Source organism: Winogradskyella algicola (genome assembly GCF_005869935.1).
Classification (GTDB): domain Bacteria; phylum Bacteroidota; class Bacteroidia; order Flavobacteriales; family Flavobacteriaceae; genus Winogradskyella; species Winogradskyella algicola.
Genome location: NZ_SZQF01000001.1, coordinates 30626 through 53844 on the forward strand (window position 1 = coordinate 30626; position 23219 = coordinate 53844).

Consider the following 23219-nt stretch of genomic DNA (forward strand, 5'->3'; position numbering starts at 1 on the left):
ATTATAAGTTTTTAAGAGCTTCTTTTATGATTTGCTCTACAAGGGCATCGGGTTGGGCTTGTAATATTTTATCAACTACTTTTTCGGATTGTTTTTTGTTAAATCCTAAAACATCTAAAGCAGATAACGCTTCATCTTTGTTAGTATTGTTTGGTATGAGAGAAAGTTCGTCTATACCGTACACTTTTAACACTTTATCCTTTAGGTCTATGATAACACGTTGAGCGGTTTTGGCTCCAATACCCTTTACACTTTGAATTAAAGCTACATCACCAGCTGCTATACCTTCTTTAACTTGTTCTGGTGTTAAAGAAGATAACATTGTACGTGCTGTATTGGCACCTATTCCACTAACCGAAATTAAAAGCTTAAAGATTTCTCGCTCGGTTTTAGAAGAAAAACCATACAAGCTATGTGAATCTTCCCTTACTTGCAAATACGTATATAACTTAAGATTTTCTCTATCAGTAATTTGAGAAAATGTATGTAGAGATATATTAATAAAATATCCTACTCCATTGCAATCTATCACAACGTCTGTAGGATTTTTTTCTACGAGTTTTCCCTCTAAGTGTGTAATCATTTATTACCAAAGGTTAAAGTCCCAAATGTAATAAAATTATTTACAATAAACGGATTGCTACTAATGTAAGACTAGTTCTTCTTTTGCTCACGTTTTTCGCGCTCTTGCGCATCTATAACAGCAATAGCAGCCATATTAACAATTTCATCTACACTTGCGTCTAATTGTAGAATATGTACTGGTTTTGCCATGCCCATCATAATTGGTCCAATAGATTCTGATTTGTTGAGTTCTTTAAGTAGCTTATAAGTAATATTTGCTGCATCAAGGTTAGGAAAAATAAGTGTATTGACCTTACGCCCTGCTAATTTAGAGAATGGAAAAATATCTTGTAGCATTTTAGCATTTAAAGCAAAGTCGGTTTGCAGTTCTCCATCAACAACCATATCTGGATAGGCTTTGTGTAAGAATGCAACAGCATCCTGAACTTTTCTTGCTCTTGGATTTTCTGATGAACCAAAATTGGAATATGAAATCATTGCTGTTACTGGATCTATACCAAACATTCTAGCGACCCTAGATGTCATTCTTGCAATTCTGGCTAAATCTTTTGCATCTGGATCTATATTAATCGCTGTATCGCTTAAAAACATAGGGCCACGTTGCGTCACCATAACGTTAGTTGTTGCAATCCTATTAACGCCTTCTGCCATGCCAATCAACTCTAACATTGGTTTTACAACTGAAGGATAACTCCGAGAATAACCCGTAATAAGGGCATCTGCATCACCCACGTTTACCATCATTGCAGCGTAGAAATTACGTTCGCGCATTTTCTTTTTGGCGGAATAAAAGGTTACTCCTTGTCTATGTCGTTTTTCCCAATAGACTTTTGCATATTGGTTTTTACGTTCAGTTTCTTCATCAGATTTTGGGTCAATAATTTCAACGTCTGCATCAAACTCAATTTCAGACATCAAATTCTCTATAACATCCTTTCTACCTAAAAGTATAGGTTCTGCTACACCTTCCTCATATACTATCTGAGCTGCTTTTAAGACATCTAACTGATCAGCTTCTGCAAAAACTACTCTTTTAGGATTGGTACGTGCCCTACCCAATAATTGGCGCACTAACTTGTTATCTGAACCTAATCGCTCTAATAAAATGTTTTTATAACGATCCCAATCTTCAATTGGTTCTTGAGCGACACCACTTTCCATTGCAGCTTTTGCAACTGCGGGAGGAACTTCGGCAATTAATCTTGGGTCAAATGGTTTTGGAATGATATAATCTCTTCCAAAGGTTAATCTGGTTTCATTATAAGCTAAATTGACTTGTTCTGGAACTGGTTCTTTTGCTAATCTAGATAGTGCTTTAACAGCAGCCATCTTCATTTCTTCATTAATCTTAGTGGCTCTAACATCTAAAGCACCTCTAAAAATAAATGGAAAGCCGAGTACGTTATTAACCTGATTTGGATGATCACTACGACCAGTTGCCATAATGATATCCTCTCTAGTGTCTATAGCTAAATCGTAATTTATTTCGGGATTTGGGTTAGCCATTGCAAAAACAATTGGGTTTGCTGACATGGATTTTAACATCTCTGGCGTTACTATATCTGCCATAGATAAACCAATGAAGACATCTGCATTATTCATGGCCTCATCTAGAGTATTTATTTTTCTGTCTGTTGCAAACTCAGCTTTTTGAGACGTAAGGTTATCTCTATCTTTTCTAATAACCCCTTTACTATCTAGCATTACGATATTTTCACTCTTAGCTCCGAAAGCTTTGTATAATCGCGTACACGAAATGGCTGCAGCACCTGCTCCGCTAACAACTATTTTTACATCCTCAATACTTTTTTCAGCAAGTTCTAAAGCATTTAAAAGTGCGGCTGCAGAAATTATTGCAGTACCATGTTGATCGTCGTGCATTACAGGAATGTCTAATTCTTCCTTCAGACGACGTTCAATTTCAAAGGCTTCTGGTGCTTTTATATCCTCAAGGTTAATACCACCAAAAGTTGGTGCAATATTTTTAACCGTTTCAATAAAGTCGTCAACATTTTCGGTATTAACTTCAATATCAAAAACATCAATATCTGCAAAGATTTTAAACAGCAACCCCTTTCCTTCCATTACAGGTTTTGAAGCTTCTGGACCAATATTTCCTAAGCCTAAAACAGCTGTTCCGTTAGATATTACAGCGACTAAGTTTCCTTTTGCAGTATATTTATAAACGTTATTAACGTCTTTTTCAATTTCTAAGCAAGGTTCTGCAACACCTGGAGAATATGCTAAGGATAAATCGCGTTGAGATGCGTACTTCTTAGTAGGTACAACTTTTATCTTTCCTGGAGTTGGTTTGGCGTGATATAATAAAGCTTCTATTCGTTTGCTTTGTTTGCTCATAATCAATTTTAATTAAGATGCAAAGATACGCAAATGCTTAATCGTCTAAAAAGTTATTGTTTTTATAAAAAAAGTTTAATCCTTTAAAAATTCAATATTTCGTTTTAACCCAGAATACTTAGTTCGTTTTACAGCTGATTTTTTAAACACTTTTCTAAAGGTGTCTTCTGTAATTTCTTCCCAATCTTTTTTTGTCATTGCTAACAGCTCAGGGTGTGGGTTAAATAAAGGTTCTTTATGTGGTTTTGAAAAGCGATTCCAAGGGCAAACGTCTTGGCAAATATCACAACCAAACATCCAGTCATTAAACTTACCTTTCATTTCCGTTGGTAAATTGTCTTTTAATTCTATTGTAAAATAAGAGATACACTTACTTCCGTCTACAACATAGGGTTCTGTTATAGCTTCCGTTGGGCAAGCATCTATACAAGCAGTACATGTACCACAATGATCTGTAACTGGTGTATCATAATCTAACTCTAAGTCTATTATGAGCTCAGCAATAAAATAGTAAGAGCCTACTTTTTGAGTTAATAGATTAGAATGTTTTCCAATCCATCCTAAACCAGATTTCGCCGCCCAAGCTTTATCTAAAACTGGTGCAGAATCCACAAATGCGCGTCCATAAACTTCACCTATTTCTTCTTGAATAAAAGCCAGCAATAACTTAAGTTTATCCTTTATTACAAAATGATAATCTGTACCATAAGCATACTTGGACAACTTGTAAGATTCGTTAGTTTGAACCTCTGAAGGATAGTAATTCAATAGCAGAGACACCACACTTTTTGATCCTTCAACAAGTAGTGTCGGATCTAAGCGTTTATCGAAATGGTTTTCCATATAACGCATTTCGCCATGCATATTTTTATTTAACCAAGATTCTAACCTTGGGGCTTCTTCTTCTAAAAATCCTGCTTGACTAATACCACAAGATAAAAAACCGAGACGTTTTGCTTCGGTTTTAATAAGTTGTGTGTATCTAGATTTGTTGTTCAACATTAAAATGAGATGCTAAAACAAGTTCAGTATGACAAATTCAAAAAAGTCCGCCTTGTATTGACCCTTTTATCTTTCCAAGATGTTTATAAGCCTGCTCTGTTACTTCTCGACCTCTTGGTGTACGCATAATAAAGCCTTGTTGTATTAAAAAAGGTTCATAGACTTCTTCTATAGTTTCAGCACTTTCACTAACAGCTGTAGCTAGAGTTGTAATTCCAACTGGCCCTCCTTTAAACTTTTCGATTATTGTTGTGAGGATTTTGTTATCCATTTCATCTAAACCGTGAGCATCTACATTTAGAGCTTCCAATGCAAACTTGGAAATCTCTATATCTATTTTACCATTACCTTTTATCTGTGCAAAATCTCTAACACGTCTCAATAATGCATTTGCTATTCTCGGAGTGCCGCGACTACGACCTGCTATTTCTATTGCTGCTTCCATAGAAATAGGTACATTTAATATCGAAGAACTACGTTGTACAATGGTAGTAAGTAAGTCTGTTTTATAATATTGTAAACGACTACTAATTCCAAAACGAGCCCTCATAGGTGCTGTTAACAATCCTGAACGTGTGGTAGCGCCAACTAAAGTGAATGGATTTAAATTAATCTGAACCGTTCTTGCGTTTGGACCAGATTCTATCATAATGTCTATCTTATAATCCTCCATAGCAGAATATAAGTACTCTTCTACAATTGGACTTAAGCGATGTATTTCATCAATAAACAAGACATCCCTATCTTCTAAATTTGTAAGAAGTCCTGCTAAGTCACCTGGTTTATCTAAAACAGGGCCTGAAGTTACTTTTATGTTTACATCTAGCTCATTTGCTAGTATGTGTGCTAAAGTTGTTTTTCCTAATCCTGGAGGACCATGAAACAACGTATGATCTAGTGCTTCGCCTCTTAAATTAGCAGCCTGAACAAAAATCAATAAATTCTCTAGTACCTGATCTTGACCTGTAAAATCATTAAAAGTTAAAGGTCTTAACTTTTTTTCTAAGTCAAGTTCTTCTGGACTATAATTATCGTTAGATGGATTTAGGTTTTCATTCATACAAAACAAATATAAAGAAAAAGCCTTTCTTAAATCGAAAGGCTTTTTATAATTATATGTCTTAAACTTTAGTGATGTAATTCCTCTTCACCTTCTTTCATTGGTACTGTTTGCGGCACAAAGTCTTCATCATGGCCTGGCTTGCTGTAATCGTAAGGCCAACGGTATACGTGAGGTATTGCACCTGGCCAGTTACCATGCAAGTGTTTTACAGGAGTCGTCCACTCTAAAGTAGTTGATCTCCATGGATTTTGTTCTGCCTTCTTACCATAGAAGATGCTACTGAAGAAATTGTATAAGAATATGATTTGAGCTACACCGGCAATTAGAGCAAATACTGTAATTACAACTTGTGTGTTTGCAGTATCATCAAACAATGGGAAGTTTGAGTTTGTGTAATATCGTCTTGGTAAACCAGCCATACCAATAAAGTGCATTGGGAAGAATACACCGTATGCACATATTGCAGTAATCCAGAAATGGATATAACCAAGATTCTTATTCATCATTCGTCCAAACATTTTAGGGAACCAATGATAAACACCTGCAAACACACCATACAGTGCAGAGATACCCATTACTAAATGGAAGTGAGCCACTACGAAATATGTATCGTGCACATTGATGTCTAGCGCACTATCACCTAAAATAATGCCTGTTAGACCACCTGTGATAAATGTAGAAACTAGTCCAATAGAAAACAGCATTGCTGGGTTCATTTGGAGGTTACCTTTCCACAAGGTTGTGATATAGTTAAATGCTTTTACCGCAGAAGGTATTGCAATTAACAATGTTGTAAATGTAAATACAGAACCTAAGAAAGGATTCATACCTGAAACGAACATATGGTGACCCCAAACTATCGTTGATAAGAATGCGATTGCTAGGATTGATAAAATCATTGCTCTATATCCAAAGATTGGTTTTCTAGAATTTGTTGCAATAATTTCTGAGGTGATACCCAAAGCAGGTAATAATACGATATATACTTCTGGATGTCCTAAGAACCAGAATAAATGCTCATAAAGTACAGGAGAACCGCCTTGGTAATGTAATACTTCACCCTGGATAAATATATCTGATAAGAAGAATGAAGTACCGAAACTTCTATCCATGATTAAAAGTAATGCTGCAGATAATAATACTGGGAATGAAATTACACCAATGACTGCCGTGATGAAGAATGCCCAAATTGTTAATGGCATTCTTGTCATTGACATACCTTTTGTTCTAAGGTTAAGTACAGTTACAATGTAATTTAATGACCCTAATAAAGACGAGGCAATAAATATAGCCATTGACACTAACCACATTGTCATACCTGTACCAGAACCTGGTTGTGCCATTGGTAGTGCACTCAGTGGTGGGTATACCGTCCATCCAGCTGCTGCAGGACCTGCTTCGACAAAAAAGGACAATATCATAATAACACAAGACACAAAGAATAACCAATAAGAAACCATATTAAGGAAACCTGAGGCCATATCTCTTGCTCCAATCTGTAATGGGATTAAAAGGTTACTAAATGTACCGCTTAAACCGGCTGTTAACACAAAAAAAACCATGATAGTACCATGAATAGTAACTAATGCTAAATAAATATCTGCATCCATAACCCCTTCTGGAGCCCATTTACCAAGTAGTGCTTGAAAAACAGCATTTGGTTGTTCTGGCCATGCAATTTGCATACGTATCATCAAAGACATTAAAATACCTATGATACCCATAACAATTACTCCAGTAATTAAATACTGCTTAGCAATCATTTTGTGATCCTGACTAAAAATATATTTAGTCACGAAAGTTTCTTTGTGATGATGTACGTCGTGATCGTCGTGATTGTGTGTATCTACTGTTGCTGACATAATCTATTCTCTTTTTCTAATTTTTTTTTAATTCAATGATTTTGCAAAAGTGGTCTGCTCAGCCATCCAAGCATTATACTCTTCCTCTGTTTCTACTACTATCTTCATCTGCATATTGTAGTGAGACTTACCACATATTTTATTACAAATTAAAAGGTAATCAAATTCATATGGTTCCAAAGCTTCTTCACCATTTGCAGTTAACTCCTTGCTTTTTTCAGTTCTTATTTTATTAATATTAAGAACCTTATCTTTCATATCTTCTGTTTCACGCATATCTGCTGTTGTAACTGTTGGAGTGAAACCAAATTGGGTTACCATACCAGGTACACAGTTCATTTGCGCTCTAAAATGAGGCATGTAAGCCGAGTGCAATACGTCTTGAGAACGCATTTTGAATAAAACTGGTCTATTTACAGGTAAGTGTAATTCCGTTACAATAACGTCGTCTTGAGCGTTTGGATCATTTTCATCAACACCTAATATGTTGGCTCTATCTAAATCAATCAGTCTAACGTTTGCTTTTCCTAGTACATTATCCTCACCTCCGTATCTTGCTTTCCAGTTGAATTGCTGTGCATAAAGCTCAACTATTAATGGGTCTTCTTGGTCGTCGACGTTCATGATATCATTCCATGTAAATAACCCGTATATAATTAATCCTGCTAAAACAATTACAGGAATACCAGTCCATATGGCCTCTAGGGTATTATTATCTGCGTAAAACAAAGCTTTTCTGCCTTTCTCACCTTTATACTTAAAAGCAAAATAATGTAATAAGAATTGTGTTACGGTTTGTACAATAAAAATAACGACCATAGATATAGCCATTAGATTATCTATACCTGGACCATGTTCTGAAGCTGAATTAGACATCAATGGTAAATCACCTAAATACCAAAAACAAAGTATAGTAATTATATATATGAAGGCTAAGAAGCCCATCATTAAATAACCATTCATTTTATTGTCCTTATCATCAGCAATCTGAGTATTGCTTGCGCCTACTTGAGCTAAGTCAAAAATCTTTATCAATTGCCAAATGGCAACAGCTACAAAGAGTACAATTATAATTGTTAATAAACTAGTCATTATTACTTCTGTTCTTTTTTAAATATTAATAGTGGAAATGTTCACTTTCCTTCATAAATGGGTTTCCTTTAGCTAACAATGGAGCCTTACCTAAAGCAGTAAATACAATAAATAAGAATAATCCACCGAATAATAAAATAGCACCGATTTCTGGCATACCAATAAACCATCTATCTACTACTGTTGCAGGCATAATCCAATTGAAAACATCTAAATAATGTCCACATAAGATGACAATACCTGTCATAATTACAAACCAATTAATACGCTTATAATCGCTGTTCATTAACAACAGTAATGGGAAAATGAAATTCATAGCTAACATTCCGAAGAAAGGTAGCTTATAATGTTCAATTCTGGTAACGAAATAGGTGACCTCTTCTGGGATATTTGAATACCAAATTAGCATAAACTGTGAGAACCATAAATAGGTCCAGAAAATACTGATACCGAACATAAATTTAGCTAAGTCGTGTATATGGCTGTCATTTACAAATTCTAATAATCCTTTGGATTTTAAGTAGATGGTTATCATTGCTATAACAGTTATACCACTTACAAACATACTTGCAAAAACATACCATCCAAATAAAGTACTAAACCAGTGAGGATCTACACTCATTATCCAATCCCAAGCCATCATAGACTCTGTATAGATGTAGAATACTAAAAACGCTGCTGAAATTCTGAAATTCTTTTTAAAGTTTTTATTGTCGTCAGCACTGTCCTGTGCAATAGAGAATTTTCTTGAAAAATACCTATATAATGACCAACCGCCTAAAAAGATGAGACCTCTGATAAAGAAACCTGTTTTATTTAACCAACCAGATTTTCCTGCTACTAATTTATCATAGTTTTCATGGCCAACTTCTGTAACACCTTCTTTTAACCAAACAAACAAATGGCTATCTGCAGCAAATGCAATAGCTAGTACAATTAAACCGCCAGGTAAGACATAGGAGGTTATACCTTCCATAACTCTAAATAATACCGGTGACCATCCTGCTTGTGCAGCATATTGAATGGCATAGAAGGCAAGTACACCTAGAGCAATCATAAAGAAAAAGAATGCTCCTACGTAAAGTGCCGCATAAGGTCTATTGTGAATTTGATGAAGTGCATGTTCTTCATGATGTGTTAATCCACCATGAGCTTTATCGCTATTGTGTTCTTCGCCATGGGCTACAACTTCTCCATGTCCAGAATCTGCATGTTCGTTTCCATGAGATTCGGTTGCATGAGCATCGCCATGACCATGGTGTTCGGCTGCTAAAACTTCGGAAATATTGGCTTCTGTTACACTGTGCGAATCCATAAAACCGTATACAACGCCTATCAAGCCAAGCACCATCATAATGATAGCACCCATTCTTAATCGATTTGAAATTTTATATTCCATTTATATAATCTTTATCTAAATCTTATTTTTCTAAATCTGCTTTAAGTTTTTCAACATATGCTACCACTTGCCAACGCTCTTCTTCGTTTAACTGATTAGCATACGATCCCATAGTATTTTTACCATAATAAATCACATGGTAAATACTACCTGTTGTAATGGCTCTACCAGCATCATCATAACTTGGGACACCTAAAATCTTTTCGCGTTCAACTAATTTCCCTTTACCATCACCTTTAACTCCATGACAAATTGCACAGTAGATAGTGTATAAAGGACCACCGACCGCATAATCAACTCTAGATACATTTGGATCCGCTTTGATAGAATCTGCCATACTTAAAGGAATTGGATCTGCCAATGGGTTTTTTAAAGTTGCCTTTGCCATTTCATAGCCTTCATTTGTGTCTTCAATTTCATAAGGCATAAAATTACCTCTTGGGATTGTACCATCTACTGGTAGCTGTGCTTCCACGCCATTTGCAAAAGCATCAGATTCTTGGTAAGCTTCGTACCCAACAGATTCGTACATGTTAGGCATGTATTGATAGTTTGGTCTTGAATTCTTTTGGCAAGACACAAAACCTACCAATACAACTAGTACTCCGATATATTTTAATGATGTCTTCATATTAATGTGCATCTTCGTCTTTATCTACAATATTAATTTCAACAGCACCTGTTTCTTGTAATAATGAAGTTAATTCTCCTTCGTTATTATGAACAGCAATTTCCATTAAGAAATGATCGTCTGTTGTTCTGGGATCTGGGTTTTCAGCTTTTTTAAATGGCCACATTCTACTTCTTAAATAGAACGTAATAACCATAAGGTGTGCTGCAAAAAATACCGTTAACTCAAACATAATTGGTACAAATGCTGGCATGTTTTCTAAATAACTAAAGCTTGGCTTACCGCCAATATCTTGTGGCCAATCTTTAATCATTATAAAATTCATCATTAATACAGCAACTGTTAAACCAACACAACCATATAAAAATGCCGTTATTGCAAGTCTAGTTGGTGCTAAACCCATTGCTTTGTCTAATCCGTGAACAGGAAAAGGTGTATATATTTCTTCAATGTGATGTTTTTGAGCCTTTACCTTTTTTACGGCAGACATTAACACATCATCATCTGTATAAATAGCATGAATTACTTTTGAAGCTTCCATATACTATATTAGTTATTTAATAAATTTTTCGCTTGTCCCGCCCAATCATCACGTTCTGCTCTTCCCGGGAAAGAACCTGTGATCGAATCTAACAAATCGTATTCTGTTTTTGTCATCTTACTTACTTGTAAGTAGGTATAAATACCGATACTATTAAGCACTTCTTCCATTTTTGGGCCAACACCACTAATTTTCTTTAAATCGTCGGCTGTTTCAGTTGAGGAATCAAAGGTTCCTATTGTGCCAAGAAGATTGTTAACTTTATCATCGTTTACATCTGGTAAAGGGTTTTCAGTAGATGTTGTAAATTCTAGATTTGTATTGGAAGTTCTTGGATCTGCACCAGTTCCAACTAAGCTTTCACCTCTTTCTCTAATATTCTTGTAACGTTCACCTGAAGATTTTAAAATCGTCTTTACCTCTGCCTGTGCAATCACTGGAAAAGTACGTGAATACAGCAAGAATAATACAAAGAAGAAACCAATTGTTCCGATGAAGATCCCTATATCAACGAATGTTGGCGAGAACATTGTCCAAGATGAAGGTAAATAATCTCTATGTAATGATGTTACAATGATAACGAAACGCTCAAACCACATACCAATGTTCACGACAATTGAAATAAAAAATGAGAACATAATACTTGTTCTTAATTTCTTAAACCACATGAACTGAGGTGAGAAAACGTTACAAGTCATCATAGCCCAATATGCCCACCAGTAAGGACCAGTTGCTCTGTTTAAGAACGCATATTGCTCGTACTCTACACCAGAGTACCACGCAATGAATAACTCTGTAATATATGCCACACCAACAATAGAACCTGTAATCATAATTACAATGTTCATTAACTCGATATGTTGTACCGTGATATAGTCTTCAAGATTACACACTTTTCTCATAATAATAAGAAGGGTGTTTACCATCGCAAATCCTGAGAAAATCGCACCCGCAACGAAGTACGGTGGGAAAATCGTCGTATGCCAACCAGGTATAACAGAGGTTGCGAAGTCAAACGATACAATTGTGTGTACAGAAAGTACTAATGGAGTTGCTAAACCAGCAAGTACTAAAGACACCTCTTCAAAACGTTGCCAATCCTTTGCTCTTCCTGACCAACCGAAACTAATTAGAGAATATATTTTCTTTTGGAATGGTCTTACCGCCCTATCCCTCAGCATCGCAAAATCTGGCAATAAACCTGTCCACCAGAATACTAATGACACAGATAAATATGTAGAGATTGCAAATACGTCCCAAAGTAATGGCGAGTTAAAGTTTACCCATAAAGAACCGAATTGGTTTGGTATAGGCAATACCCAATACGCTAACCATGGACGACCCATGTGAATAATTGGGAACAAACCAGCTTGAACAACCGAGAAAATTGTCATCGCTTCAGCAGAACGGTTAATTGCCATTCTCCATTTTTGACGGAATAATAAAAGTACTGCAGAAATCAGTGTTCCTGCGTGACCAATACCTACCCACCAAACAAAGTTAGTAATATCCCAAGCCCAGTTTACAGTCTTGTTAAGACCCCAAACTCCAATACCAGTTGCTACGGTATAAATAATACAACCTATTCCCCAAAGGAATGCAACCAAAGAAATGCCGAAAACAATCCACCAAGCTTTGTTTGCTTTGCCTTCAACCGGTCTTGCTACATCTACTGTAACATCGTGATACGATTTTTCGCCAGTAACTAAAGGTCTTCTAATAGGTGCTTCGTAATGAGACGCCATAATTATATAATTGATTCTTTAATTTAAATTTATGCTTCTGTTGTGTTACGTACTTTTGTCTGATAAACCACATTTGGCTTAACACCTACGTGCTCTAACAAGTGGTACGCTCTATTATCTTCTCTTAGTTCAGCAATCTTGCTCTCTTTGTCATTAACATCACCAAATACCATTGCACCATTACCACAAGCTGCAGAACAAGCCGTTTGGAATTCTCCATCTTTAACCGGACGACCTTCTCTCTTAGCATCAAGAATAGTTTTTTGTGTCTTTTGGATACACATAGAACATTTTTCCATAACACCACGAGAACGAACAGTAACGTCTGGGTTTAATACCATACGACCTAAGTCATCATTCATGTAGTAATCAAACTCATCATTTTGATTGTATAAGAACCAGTTGAAGCGTCGTACTTTGTAAGGACAATTGTTTGCACAATACCTTGTACCTACACAACGGTTATAAGCCATATGGTTTTGACCTTGGCGACCGTGAGCTGTTGCTGCAACAGGACAAACTGTTTCACAAGGAGCATGATTACAATGCTGACACATTACTGGTTGGAAAGCTACTTGTGGATTATCCGCTGGACTTTCCATTTCACCAAATTCGCTTAACGAACTACCTAAACCAGAAATATTATCTTTTTTATCGTTATCACCTTCAAAAGTATCTTGAGAAGAATAATATCTGTCAATACGCAACCAGTGCATATCTCTACTACGTCTCATTTCAGACTTACCTACTACTGGTACGTTGTTTTCTGCATGACACGCAATAACACAAGCTCCACAACCTGTACAAGCATTTAAGTCAATAGATAAATTAAAATGATGGCCTATAGAACGATCGAACTCATCCCATAAGTCTACATCTGGAGACGTTACCGGAGTTTCAACATGGTTTAAAGACACTTCTGGAACTGCATTCCAGTAATGCTTATCTTTAGTGTTGAAAATCTCTAATGATGTTTCTTTGATGATGTCTCCACGACCCATCAATGTATTATGCAACTGTACACAGGCAAACTCGTGCATACCAGATGATTTCTCAACAGTTACCTCTTGTACCGTATTAAAGTTTTGATATAAAGGATAGGCATTTACACCTGTCTTCATTTCTTCTTTTAGTGCTGAAGATGTTCTACCGTATCCAAATGCTAAACCAACAGAACCCTTAGCTTGACCAGGTTGAATTAAAACTGGCACGTTTTCAATGGTTGCTCCGTTAACAGTAACCTTTGCGTAGCTACCATTTAAGCCACCGTTAGCAACATTTTCGTTTACTAAACCAAGTTGCTCTGCATCAGCTCTAGAAACTGTTAAATAGTTATCCCAGGTAGTTCTAGAAATTGGATCTGGAAACTCTTGTAACCATGGGTTGTTAGCCTGCTGACCATCTCCCATTCCTGTTTTTGTATAAAGCGTTAACTCCATACCACCAGACTTAGAAGAACGCGCTAAGGCTCTTGCCGTGTTACCGTTAGGCGTTTCAGATTCTTCAGTTGTGTCTTCTGTTGATGCTACAACATCAGCTTCAGAAGCTGAAGACGTTGACACAAAGAATCCATCTTGAACAGCTTTATTAAACGAAGCTCCGTTTAATATATCAGCAGTCCAAACTGATTTTAAGTAATCTCTATATGATGAGCTATTTCCATTCCATGCCAAAAGCACTTCTTGAAATTGTTTTGTATCAAATAAAGGACGAATTGTAGGTTGCATCATTGAATAATGACCAGACTTCAATTCGAAATCACCCCAAGACTCAAGGTTATGAGGTAGAGCTGCTATGTAATCACAAATAGTAGCCGTCTCATCTTGCTTCATCGAAAACGCAATTGATAATTCCGCTTTTTTCAACCCTTCTTCAAAATCATTGGAATTAGGAAGTGTATACATTGGGTTAACACCATTCATTATAACAGCACCAACATTACCAGCTTTCATATCAGCTACCAATTGCATTACTGCCTTATTACTTCCTTGTCTTGTATTTATTGTTGTTTTAGGATCAAACGCCTTACTGTTTAAATATTCATTGATTTCTAATGCAACTGTTTGTGCATTTACATCCTGAATACCTGTAACAACAACAGCATTACTTCCTGCTTTTGAAATTTCGTTTGCTGCAGATTGAACTGCTTTAGCAATATTTTCAGGCAGATCTACTGACACAGCACCACCAACAACCAAACTATATAATTTAGCTAAAGCTAATTTTTGTTGGCTTGGCGTTAAAGGCACACGCTTATCTGCATTAGCACCAGTTAACGACATGTTAGATTCAAACTGAATATGTCTCGACATCTTTCCGTGGTCTGGAATTCGCTTCTTAGCATAACCAGACTCAAAACCACCACCTTGCCAGTCACCAATAAAATCAGCACCAACAGAAACTATGGTTTTTGCTTTAGAGAAATCGTAGTTAGCCATTCCTCTTTTACCATATTTAGCTTGGTACGCATCTAGCGTTGCTGATTCTGAGACAGCATCGTATACTACATGCTTTACATTACCATACTTTTCAGCAAATTCAGAAACTAATTTCTTAGTCGATGGACTTGGCATTGTTGACGTTAAGAAAACAATTTGCTTATCGTCACTTAATCCGTTTAATTTTGAAGTCGTTTCGGACATGAAGGTGTCCCAAGAAATCTTAGCATCACCTTTCATTGGAGACTTAACCCTTAGATTGTCATACAACCCTAAAACCGACGCATTCACTCTGGCATTGGCTATTCCATTTGTTGCGGCATCTGTGTTGTTTTCAATCTTAATTGGTCGGCCTTCTCTTGTTTTTACCAAAACACTTGTAAAATCAAACCCATCTGCAATTGTTGTTGCATAGTAGTTTGCAACACCAGGAATGATTTCCGTTGGTTGCACTACATAAGGAATAGATTTAATTACAGGCCCTTCACATGCAGCTAATGAAGCTGCAGCTGTACTGAACCCTACATACTTTAAGAAATCACGACGCGATGTTGAAGAAGACTCTAAAGCTTCTTTATCACCTAAAAACTCATCTGTTGGAATTTCTTCTACAAATTCATTTTGTTGTAGCGTCTCAACAATAGAGCTGTTTTCGTTTAGCTCTTCAACACTTTTCCAGTATTTCTTGTTTGATGACATATAATTCTGAATTACTTCTTATTAAAATTAATAATGGCACTTACCACATTCTAATCCACCCATTTGTGCCGCAGTTAACTGATCAACACCATACTTTTTCGATAATTCTTCATGAATTTTAGTATAGTATCCGTTGTCTTTAACTTTTACGTTTGTCTCTCTATGACAATTGATACACCAACCCATAGTTAATGGCGAGTGCTGGTACATTATCTCCATTTCCTCAACCGGACCATGACAAGTCTGACACTCTACTCCTGCCACAGAAACGTGCTGTGAGTGATTGAAATATGCAAAGTCTGGTAAATTGTGTATACGAATCCATTTTACTGGTTTAGACTCACCTGTATAACCAGTACCATCCCAACCAACAGCGTCGTATAATTTTTGAATTTCAGCATCATAATCTACTCCATATTCTTTTCCTTCAGCTAAGGTTTCTGGCGCTACATTAGCGATCGATTTATGGCAATTCATACAAATATTTAACGAAGGGATACCCGAATGCTTACTTACTCTAGCTGATGAGTGGCAATACTTACAATCAATACCATTGTCGCCAGCATGTATTCTGTGTGAATAATGTATTGGTTGTATAGGCTCATAGCCTTGATCGACACCAATTTGCATTAAATAACCATATGCGAAATAACCACTTGCCAATAAAAAGAAAATAGCTGTTACCAATACTAAAAATTGATTTTCGATAAACGCTTTCCACAATGGTTTTCTTTGTTCCTCTACAGGGATTTGAATTCCCTTTGCATCGGCAAAACGATTTAAAGTACGTTTTACTAAAACAAGAGCCATCGCCAACAAAGCAAATAATACCGCTAAAGCTCCTAAAATAAGATTTTGTGATATACCACCTGAACCTGATTCACCCTCTTGCGTTGGAGGCGGAATATATCCAGGACAATCTGGTGAAGATTGAGGATTTAACTCACATGGATCAACAGCAGTATAAGCTAAAATATCAGAAATATCTTGATCTGACAGCGTAGGAAAAGCAGTCATTGCCACATTGTTCCACTCTGCATACACCTTGTTAGCATAAGCATCACCAGACTTTATTAGCGCAGAACTGTTACGAATCCAAGCATTAAGCCATTCTCTATCTAAGCCCTCTTCTTCAGCTAATCTTGCCTCAACATTACGAAGCGCAGGACCAGTCATTGGCTTGTCCAATTTATGACAAGCAGCACAATTTGTGTTAAATAAAGATTTTCCCTTTGCTGGGTCGCCCTCTTGAGCAGTCAGTGAAGTTGAAAACGTAAGTAATAAAATAAAACCAAGGCTAAGTATCTTAGAGGTTAAATTACGGTAAATCACCTGTTTCATATTGTTAGTTGAATTATCTTCTAAACTTTGGTACGATTTTTTCAGTTAAATATGACAAAAGTCATGTTTCTGAAACTCTGGCAAAAGTAAGATATAAAGTCGATTTTAGAAATCTTAGAGAACTGTTAATAACTAATTTATACACATTCTAAATAACATTTTTATGGCTATATCGTTGAATAATATAACTTTGCATTTAAACCATTAATTATGAGCAAAAAAATAAAATATATAAGCACTACAATTTTAACATTATTACTATCATTAACTTTAAATGCACAACAAGGTGAGGTCAATGTAGACCAAGACAGCGACATCGATAAACTCTTAGAGTATAAAAAAGATATAAAGACTTCAAAAGTATACAGAATACAAGTGTACCAAAGTATAGATCCAGACAAGGCAGATCGTGAAAAATCTAACTTTTTGAATGCTTATGATGAATGGCCTGTGGAAATCGTTTGGAATACACCAAATTATAAAGTTTGGGTAGGAAATTTTGCAACTAGACTTGAAGCTGATAGAGCTTTAGCGAAGATTAAAAAGAAGTATATGAACGCTATTATTTTTCAACCTAAATCGGACAAAAAATAGATAGACACAAAATAAAAACATAAAAAAAAGCGACTTGTACAAGTCGCTTTTTTCTTTAAATCTATTTTAGAAATTACTTTAATTTCTTTTTCACTTCTACTTCTTGGAAAGCTTCTATGATATCACCTTCATAAATGTCATTATATCCTTTAATTTGCATACCGCAATCATAACCTTTAGACACTTCCTTAACATCGTCTTTAAATCGTTTTAAAGATGCCAATTCACCTGTATAAACTACGACTCCATCTCTGATAAGTCTAATACCAGAATTTCTGTAAATTTTACCGTTTGTAACCATACAACCAGCAATAGTACCAATCTTAGAAATCTTGAAAGTTTCTCTTATTTCTGCTGTACCAGTAACTTCTTCTTTAAGTTCTGGTGACAACATACCTTCCATTGCATCCTTGAGATCATTGATAGCGTCATAGATGATAGAATATGTTCTGATATCTATTTCTTCTTTGTCCGCAATTGTTCTTGCATTACCCACTGGACGCACATTAAATCCAACGATTATCGCGTCTGAAGCAGATGCGAGCAGCACGTCACTTTCTGTTATTGCACCCACACCTTTGTGTATGATATTAACCTGAATTTCTTCAGTTGATAATTTCTGGAAAGAATCTGTTAAAGCTTCCACAGAACCATCCACATCACCTTTTAGAATGATGTTTAACTCTTGGAAATCACCAAGCGCAATACGTCTTCCGATTTCATCTAATGTGATATGACGTTGCGTTCTTACCGATTGCTCTCGTTGTAATTGTGTACGTTTAGCCGCAATTTGTTTAGCCTCACGCTCATCTTCAAAGACATTAAATTTATCACCTGCTTGAGGTGCACCATCTAAACCAAGAATAGATACTGGAGTTGATGGACCAGCAGCTTCTATATCATTACCACGTTCATCGTGCATAGCCTTAACCTTACCACTATTCTTTCCTGCTAAGACGTAATCACCTACTTTTAAAGTACCAGCTTGAACAAGTATTGTAGATACATACCCTCTACCTTTATCTAGGTAAGCTTCAACGACTGTTCCACTCGCTGGTTTATTAGGGTTTGCTTTTAATTCTAATAATTCAGCTTCAAGAAGTACTTTTTCTAAAAGTTCTTTTACACCTGTACCAAACTTAGCAGAAATATCGTGAGATTGAATTTTCCCTCCCCAATCTTCTACCAATAAATTCATATTGGCTAATCCTTCTTTTACCTTATCAGGGTTGGCATCTGGTTTATCAATTTTATTAATCGCAAAAACGATTGGTACTCCAGCCGCCTGAGCATGGGAAATAGCCTCTTTTGTTTGCGGCATTATAGCATCATCAGCAGCCACAACGATAATAGCGATATCTGTAACTTGAGCACCACGAGCACGCATTGCCGTAAAGGCCTCGTGACCTGGTGTATCTAAAAACGCTATTTTCTGACCACTTTCTAATTGTACACCATAAGCACCAATGTGTTGTGTAATTCCACCTGACTCACCTGCAATTACGTTTTCTTCACGAATATAATCTAGCAACGATGTCTTACCATGATCTACGTGCCCCATTACTGTTACAATTGGCGCACGTGGTTTTAAATCTTTTGGATCATCTTCTACAGTCTCAATAGACTCTTCGATATCTGCTGTTACAAACTCAACTTCGTAACCAAACTCTTCAGCAACTATAGATAAAGTTTCAGCATCTAAACGCTGGTTCATAGTCACCATCATACCTAAAGACATACATGCAGAAATAACTTGGGTTACTCCAACATCCATCATTGTGGCAACTTCACTTACGGTTACAAACTCAGTAACCTTAAGTATTTTACTTTCTGCTGCTTCTGCCTGAAGTTCTTTTTCAGATTGCTCTCTATGTCGATCTCTTTTTTCACGACGATTTTTAGCACCTCTACCTTTGCTAGACTTTCCCTGAAGCTTTTCAAGTGTTTCTCTGACTTGTTTTTGTACTTCTTCTTCGCTAGGCTCTTCCTTAACTACTTTTGGTCTAGAACCTCTTCCTTTACCTCCTCTTCTATTATCAAAGTTTGGTCTTCCACCACTATCGTTTCCGCCTTTGCTAATTCTACGTCTTTTACGCTTATTACCATCGTTAGAAGATTCTGTTTTCTTTTCTTCTTTCTTCTTTTTTGGCTTGTTGAATTGAGAAAGATCTATCTTTTTACCAGTCGTAGTTGGACCAGATAATTTTTGATATTGCGTTTTTAACTTTTCATCAGTTCTAGGTTCTGTAGGTTCTTCCTTTTTCTCAACTTTAGGCTCAACCTTTTTTGGCTCTTCTTTTTTAGGTTCTTCCTTTTTCGGTTTTTCTACTTCTACCTTTGGCTTTTCAACCTTAACTGGCTCTTCTTTCTTAGGCGCTTCTTTTTTCTCTTCTTTAGCTTTTGGTTTCTTATCTAAATCAATTTTACCAATTTGCTTTGGCCCACTAAGCTCAGCTTTAGCTTTAACTACAGTTTCTTTAGCGGCTTCTTTCTTTTCTTTTTCTTCAATTTCGCGTTCGCGTTGCTCACGGAGCTTCTCTTTCTCCTTGAGTTTTGCTTCACTTACTTCTTGAGCTTTCTCACGTTTAGATGCATCTGTTTGAAATTCATCAGACAACGTGTCATAAACCTCTTGCGAAATTTTTGTATTAGGACTTTTCTCAATTTCGATGCCTTTAGACTCTAAAAAGTCTACTGCACGGTCTAATGAGATATTTAGTTCTCTTAATACTTTATTAATTCTAATTTGAGCCATAAATTGCTGTAATATACTTAAATCTGTTTTATATCAATCTAACTTCTATTGTTTTTAAAGTTAAACTGCTATTAGTCTTCAAATTCTTCCTTAAGAATTCTAATAACTTCTAATATTGTTTCTTCTTCTAAATCTGTACGTTTTACTAAATCGTCAACATCTTGCTCTAGAATGCTTTTTGCTGTATCTAAACCAGCTTTACTGAATTCATCAATAATCCATCCATCGATTTCATCTGAGAATTCTTTTAACTCTACATCTTCTTCAGCACCTTCTCTAAATACGTCTATCTCGTAACCTGTTAATTGACCAGCTAAACGAATATTATGACCACCTCTACCAATAGCTTTTGATACTTCCTCTGGTTTTAACAACACTTCAGCACGCATGTTTTCCTCATCTAACTTTAAAGATGTTACTCTTGCTGGACTTAATGCTCTGGTTACAAAAAGTTGAATATTGTTTGTGTAATTGATAACATCTATGTTTTCATTACCAAGCTCACGTACAATACCATGAATACGTGATCCCTTCATACCTACACAAGCACCAACAGGATCTATTCTATCATCATAAGAATCTACTGCTACTTTTGCTTTTTCACCTGGTATACGAACTACCTTTTTAACTGTAATTAATCCGTCAAATACTTCTGGGATTTCTTGCTCAAACAACTTTTCTAAGAACAATGGTGATGTTCTAGACATTATAATTGCTGGCTTACTTCCTTTCAATTCAACACTTTCAATTATACCTCTTACATTCTCACCTTTTCTGAAGAAATCTGAAGGTATTTGTCTGTCTTTTGGCAAGATAATTTCATTACCATCATCGTCTAACAAAATTATTGCTCTATGACGAATGTGATGTACCTCAGCGGTATAGATTTCACCTTCTAATTCTTTGAACTGCTTATAGATGTTAGTATTATCGTGCTCGTGGATTTTAGAAATAAGATTTTGTCTTAATGCTAAAATTGAACGTCTTCCTAAATCAACCAATTTTACTTCTTCTGCAACGTCCTCACCAACTTCAAAATCTGGCTCTATTTTCTGAGCTTCTGATAATGCAATTTCTTGATTTGGATCCTCTACTTCACCATCTGCAACAACGATACGGTTTCTCCAGATTTCTAAATCACCTTTATCTGGATTTATAATAATATCAAAGTTATCGTCGTCTCCGTACTTCTTTTTTAAAGCATTACGTAACACATCTTCTAGAATCGCCATCAGCGTCACTCTATCAATTAACTTATCGTCCTTAAATTCTGAAAATGACTCTATTAACGCTACATTTTCCATAATTGAATTGAATTAAAATTTTATTTTAACTTTTGCTTCTTTAATGTTTTCAAAAGCAATATTAACTTCTTTTATTACTGTTACCTTGCCCTTACCTACTGGCTTTGGCTCTCTTGTTTTCCACTTTAACGTTATATCTTTAGCGTTAACATCTACTAGTTGCCCTTCAACTTTATCTCCTTCAACAGTTTTAACCTCTAAATTTCTACCAATATGCTTATTGTATTGCCTTGGTAGCTGTAATGGTGCTGTTGCACCACATGATGTTACTTCTAATGAAAAATCCTGTTCTTCTCTATCAAGGTTATGTTCTATAGCTCTACTGATAAAAATACAGTCTTCTACTAACACACCTTTATCACCATCGATCACAACTCTAATCGTATTGTCAGACAAAATTTCAAAATCTATAAGAAACAAATCCTTACGTTGATCTAACGCCTGATTTAACAAATCTTTTACCGTATCCTTAAACATCTCTTGATATAAAAAGAGAGGACTTTTCGTCCTCTCTCGTTTTCTTTCCGTAAACAATGGTGCAAATATACAATATTTATATCAATTTTTCAAAGCCAAATAAAGTGGATTTATTTTCGTAGATTTATAAGACTAATAATAATCATTCAATATAATGAACAGAATTTTAGTCCCTACAGATTTTTCGGAGCAAGCAACAAACGCTTTGGAAGTAGCTGCAATGTTGGCCAAAAAGCATAATGCTGATATTTATTTATTGCATATGATGGAAATCCCAATGCAACACATTGATCCTGGTGCTGTAAAGAGTGATATTCCTGAAACGTTGTTTTTTATGCGACTAGCTCACAAAAAGTTTGAAGACCTTTTGGACAGTGATTTTTTAGAAGGGATTACTGTACATGAAACTGTTAAAGCAGACATTACATTTAACGAAATAAAGGACGCTTGCAAGGATTTTGATATTGATTTGATTGTTATGGGTTCTCATGGTGCATCTGGCCTGAAAGAAATGTTTATAGGTTCTAATGCTGAGAAAGTGGTGCGTTCTTCGGATGTTCCTGTTTTAGTTATTAAAAATAAGCATCACAGTTTTGATATTAAGAATTTTGTTTTTGCATCTGACTTTAAAAACGATAATAGAGAAACTTACAAGCAAGCCATAAAGTTTGCCGAGTTATTTGATGCTAAAATTCATCTACTTTTAGTAAATACTGCTAATAATTTTATAACAACTTATGAATCTAGAACTCGAATTAATGATTTTATTTCTGGACAAACTTTTGAGAATTACACTATAAATGTACACAACGATACAAGTGTAGAAGAGGGTATATTAAATTTTTCTGCTGAAATAGACGCTGATCTTATTGGCATTAGCACACATGGTAGACAAGGTATTGCCCATTTTTTCAATAGCAGCATAAGTGAAGATTTAGTAAACCATGCTAAACGGCCTGTAATAACTTTTAAGATATAATTGAGAATTAATATTCTGAAAATAAAAAATCCTAATCGAAATGATTAGGATTTTTTGTTGGCCTACTAGGGCTTACCTCGACTGCGCTCGGCACAGGCTTCTCACCCTTTTGTGTTTTTTGTATTAAAAGCAAAAGTCCCAACTACTAATTGTAGTTAGGACTCTTTTTCTGTTGGCCTACTAGGGCTCGAACCTAGACTCTTCTGGACCAAAACCAGACGTGTTGCCAGTTACACCATAGGCCAATCTCTTAAATTGAGGGTGCAAATTTAATACAAAAGTTGTCTTGGACAAAAAAAAAGTAAAAAAATAATTGAAATTACTTAACGTTAACTTAAAAATGTAGGCATTACT

The 23219-nt window shown here is 35.8% G+C and carries 17 protein-coding genes and 1 tRNA gene; 2 read left to right on the forward strand and 16 right to left on the reverse strand.

Going from position 1 to position 23219, the window contains the following annotated elements; all coding sequences use genetic code 11:
* Position 1: 1 nt before the first annotated feature.
* The 12 genes from ruvA to FC091_RS00190 form a co-directional block, all read right to left on the reverse strand.
* A complete protein-coding gene (gene ruvA, locus FC091_RS00135; protein ID WP_138432260.1) occupies positions 2 to 583 on the reverse strand; it encodes a Holliday junction branch migration protein RuvA in 582 nt (193 codons plus the stop codon).
* 71 nt (positions 584 to 654) lie between these two features.
* The gene (locus FC091_RS00140; RefSeq protein ID WP_138432261.1) at positions 655 to 2943 is read right to left on the reverse strand and encodes an NADP-dependent malic enzyme; all 2289 of its coding nucleotides are present in this window, start codon (positions 2941 to 2943) and stop codon (positions 655 to 657) included.
* A 75-nt stretch (positions 2944 to 3018) separates the two neighbouring features.
* The gene (queG, locus tag FC091_RS00145; protein WP_138432262.1) at positions 3019 to 3945 is read right to left on the reverse strand and encodes a tRNA epoxyqueuosine(34) reductase QueG; all 927 of its coding nucleotides are present in this window, start codon (positions 3943 to 3945) and stop codon (positions 3019 to 3021) included.
* A 37-nt stretch (positions 3946 to 3982) separates the two neighbouring features.
* Positions 3983 to 5005, reverse strand: a complete 1023-nt coding sequence (gene ruvB, locus FC091_RS00150; RefSeq protein ID WP_138432263.1) for a Holliday junction branch migration DNA helicase RuvB — start codon at positions 5003 to 5005, stop codon at positions 3983 to 3985.
* A gap of 68 nt (positions 5006 to 5073) precedes the next feature.
* Positions 5074 to 6870 (reverse strand): cytochrome c oxidase subunit I, encoded by a 1797-nt coding sequence (locus tag FC091_RS00155; protein ID WP_138432264.1) that lies wholly within the window; start codon positions 6868 to 6870, stop codon positions 5074 to 5076.
* A gap of 27 nt (positions 6871 to 6897) precedes the next feature.
* Positions 6898 to 7962, reverse strand: coding sequence for a cytochrome c oxidase subunit II (locus tag FC091_RS00160; RefSeq protein WP_138432265.1), 1065 nt, complete (start codon positions 7960 to 7962; stop codon positions 6898 to 6900).
* A 25-nt stretch (positions 7963 to 7987) separates the two neighbouring features.
* Positions 7988 to 9361, reverse strand: a complete 1374-nt coding sequence (locus FC091_RS00165; RefSeq protein ID WP_171032424.1) for an urease accessory protein UreE — start codon at positions 9359 to 9361, stop codon at positions 7988 to 7990.
* Positions 9362 to 9383: 22 nt separating this feature from the next.
* Entirely contained in the window at positions 9384 to 9992 is a 609-nt protein-coding gene (locus tag FC091_RS00170; RefSeq protein ID WP_171032425.1) for a c-type cytochrome, read from the reverse strand.
* Between the two features lies 1 nt (position 9993).
* The gene (locus FC091_RS00175) at positions 9994 to 10533 is read right to left on the reverse strand and encodes a DUF3341 domain-containing protein (RefSeq protein WP_138432267.1); all 540 of its coding nucleotides are present in this window, start codon (positions 10531 to 10533) and stop codon (positions 9994 to 9996) included.
* An 8-nt stretch (positions 10534 to 10541) separates the two neighbouring features.
* Positions 10542 to 12278 carry an NrfD/PsrC family molybdoenzyme membrane anchor subunit gene (gene nrfD, locus FC091_RS00180; protein ID WP_138432268.1) on the reverse strand — a complete coding sequence of 579 codons (1737 nt, stop codon included), beginning with the start codon at positions 12276 to 12278 and terminating at the stop codon, positions 10542 to 10544.
* Between the two features lie 29 nt (positions 12279 to 12307).
* Complete coding sequence (locus FC091_RS00185; protein WP_138432269.1) at positions 12308 to 15415, reverse strand: TAT-variant-translocated molybdopterin oxidoreductase; 3108 nt, start codon at positions 15413 to 15415, stop codon at positions 12308 to 12310.
* Between the two features lie 27 nt (positions 15416 to 15442).
* A complete protein-coding gene (locus FC091_RS00190) occupies positions 15443 to 16756 on the reverse strand; it encodes a c-type cytochrome (protein WP_138432270.1) in 1314 nt (437 codons plus the stop codon).
* Between the two features lie 210 nt (positions 16757 to 16966).
* On the opposite strand from FC091_RS00190, the gene FC091_RS00195 reads away from it, so the two are divergent.
* On the forward strand, positions 16967 to 17350 hold the full coding sequence (locus tag FC091_RS00195; RefSeq protein ID WP_246035773.1) for an SPOR domain-containing protein: 384 nt from the start codon (positions 16967 to 16969) through the stop codon (positions 17348 to 17350).
* A 73-nt stretch (positions 17351 to 17423) separates the two neighbouring features.
* Here FC091_RS00195 and infB read toward each other — a convergent pair whose 3' ends face one another.
* The 3 genes from infB to rimP form a co-directional block, all read right to left on the reverse strand.
* Positions 17424 to 20105 carry a translation initiation factor IF-2 gene (gene infB / locus FC091_RS00200; RefSeq protein ID WP_138432271.1) on the reverse strand — a complete coding sequence of 894 codons (2682 nt, stop codon included), beginning with the start codon at positions 20103 to 20105 and terminating at the stop codon, positions 17424 to 17426.
* 71 nt (positions 20106 to 20176) lie between these two features.
* Positions 20177 to 21409 (reverse strand): transcription termination factor NusA, encoded by a 1233-nt coding sequence (gene nusA, locus FC091_RS00205; protein ID WP_076619800.1) that lies wholly within the window; start codon positions 21407 to 21409, stop codon positions 20177 to 20179.
* A 12-nt stretch (positions 21410 to 21421) separates the two neighbouring features.
* Positions 21422 to 21886: a ribosome assembly cofactor RimP gene (gene rimP / locus FC091_RS00210; RefSeq protein ID WP_138432272.1), complete on the reverse strand. Its 465-nt coding sequence runs from the start codon at positions 21884 to 21886 to the stop codon at positions 21422 to 21424.
* A 154-nt stretch (positions 21887 to 22040) separates the two neighbouring features.
* Here rimP and FC091_RS00215 point away from each other — a divergent pair, with 154 nt between their 5' ends.
* Positions 22041 to 22865 (forward strand): universal stress protein, encoded by an 825-nt coding sequence (locus FC091_RS00215; protein ID WP_138432273.1) that lies wholly within the window; start codon positions 22041 to 22043, stop codon positions 22863 to 22865.
* A gap of 172 nt (positions 22866 to 23037) precedes the next feature.
* Here FC091_RS00215 and FC091_RS00220 read toward each other — a convergent pair.
* Positions 23038 to 23110, reverse strand: a tRNA-Gln gene (locus tag FC091_RS00220).
* Between the last annotated feature and the right edge of the window lie 109 nt (positions 23111 to 23219).

Coding starts and splice junctions, on each gene's coding strand:
- ruvA (WP_138432260.1), bottom strand. CDS start 583: ATGATTACACACTTAGAGGGAAAACTCGTAGAAAAAAATCCTACAGAC.
- FC091_RS00140 (WP_138432261.1), bottom strand. CDS start 2,943: ATGAGCAAACAAAGCAAACGAATAGAAGCTTTATTATATCACGCCAAA.
- queG (WP_138432262.1), bottom strand. CDS start 3,945: ATGTTGAACAACAAATCTAGATACACACAACTTATTAAAACCGAAGCA.
- ruvB (WP_138432263.1), bottom strand. CDS start 5,005: ATGAATGAAAACCTAAATCCATCTAACGATAATTATAGTCCAGAAGAA.
- FC091_RS00155 (WP_138432264.1), bottom strand. CDS start 6,870: ATGTCAGCAACAGTAGATACACACAATCACGACGATCACGACGTACAT.
- FC091_RS00160 (WP_138432265.1), bottom strand. CDS start 7,962: ATGACTAGTTTATTAACAATTATAATTGTACTCTTTGTAGCTGTTGCC.
- FC091_RS00165 (WP_171032424.1), bottom strand. CDS start 9,361: ATGGAATATAAAATTTCAAATCGATTAAGAATGGGTGCTATCATTATG.
- FC091_RS00170 (WP_171032425.1), bottom strand. CDS start 9,992: ATGAAGACATCATTAAAATATATCGGAGTACTAGTTGTATTGGTAGGT.
- FC091_RS00175 (WP_138432267.1), bottom strand. CDS start 10,533: ATGGAAGCTTCAAAAGTAATTCATGCTATTTATACAGATGATGATGTG.
- nrfD (WP_138432268.1), bottom strand. CDS start 12,278: ATGGCGTCTCATTACGAAGCACCTATTAGAAGACCTTTAGTTACTGGC.
- FC091_RS00185 (WP_138432269.1), bottom strand. CDS start 15,415: ATGTCATCAAACAAGAAATACTGGAAAAGTGTTGAAGAGCTAAACGAA.
- FC091_RS00190 (WP_138432270.1), bottom strand. CDS start 16,756: ATGAAACAGGTGATTTACCGTAATTTAACCTCTAAGATACTTAGCCTT.
- FC091_RS00195 (WP_246035773.1), top strand. CDS start 16,967: ATGAGCAAAAAAATAAAATATATAAGCACTACAATTTTAACATTATTA.
- infB (WP_138432271.1), bottom strand. CDS start 20,105: ATGGCTCAAATTAGAATTAATAAAGTATTAAGAGAACTAAATATCTCA.
- nusA (WP_076619800.1), bottom strand. CDS start 21,409: ATGGAAAATGTAGCGTTAATAGAGTCATTTTCAGAATTTAAGGACGAT.
- rimP (WP_138432272.1), bottom strand. CDS start 21,886: ATGTTTAAGGATACGGTAAAAGATTTGTTAAATCAGGCGTTAGATCAA.
- FC091_RS00215 (WP_138432273.1), top strand. CDS start 22,041: ATGAACAGAATTTTAGTCCCTACAGATTTTTCGGAGCAAGCAACAAAC.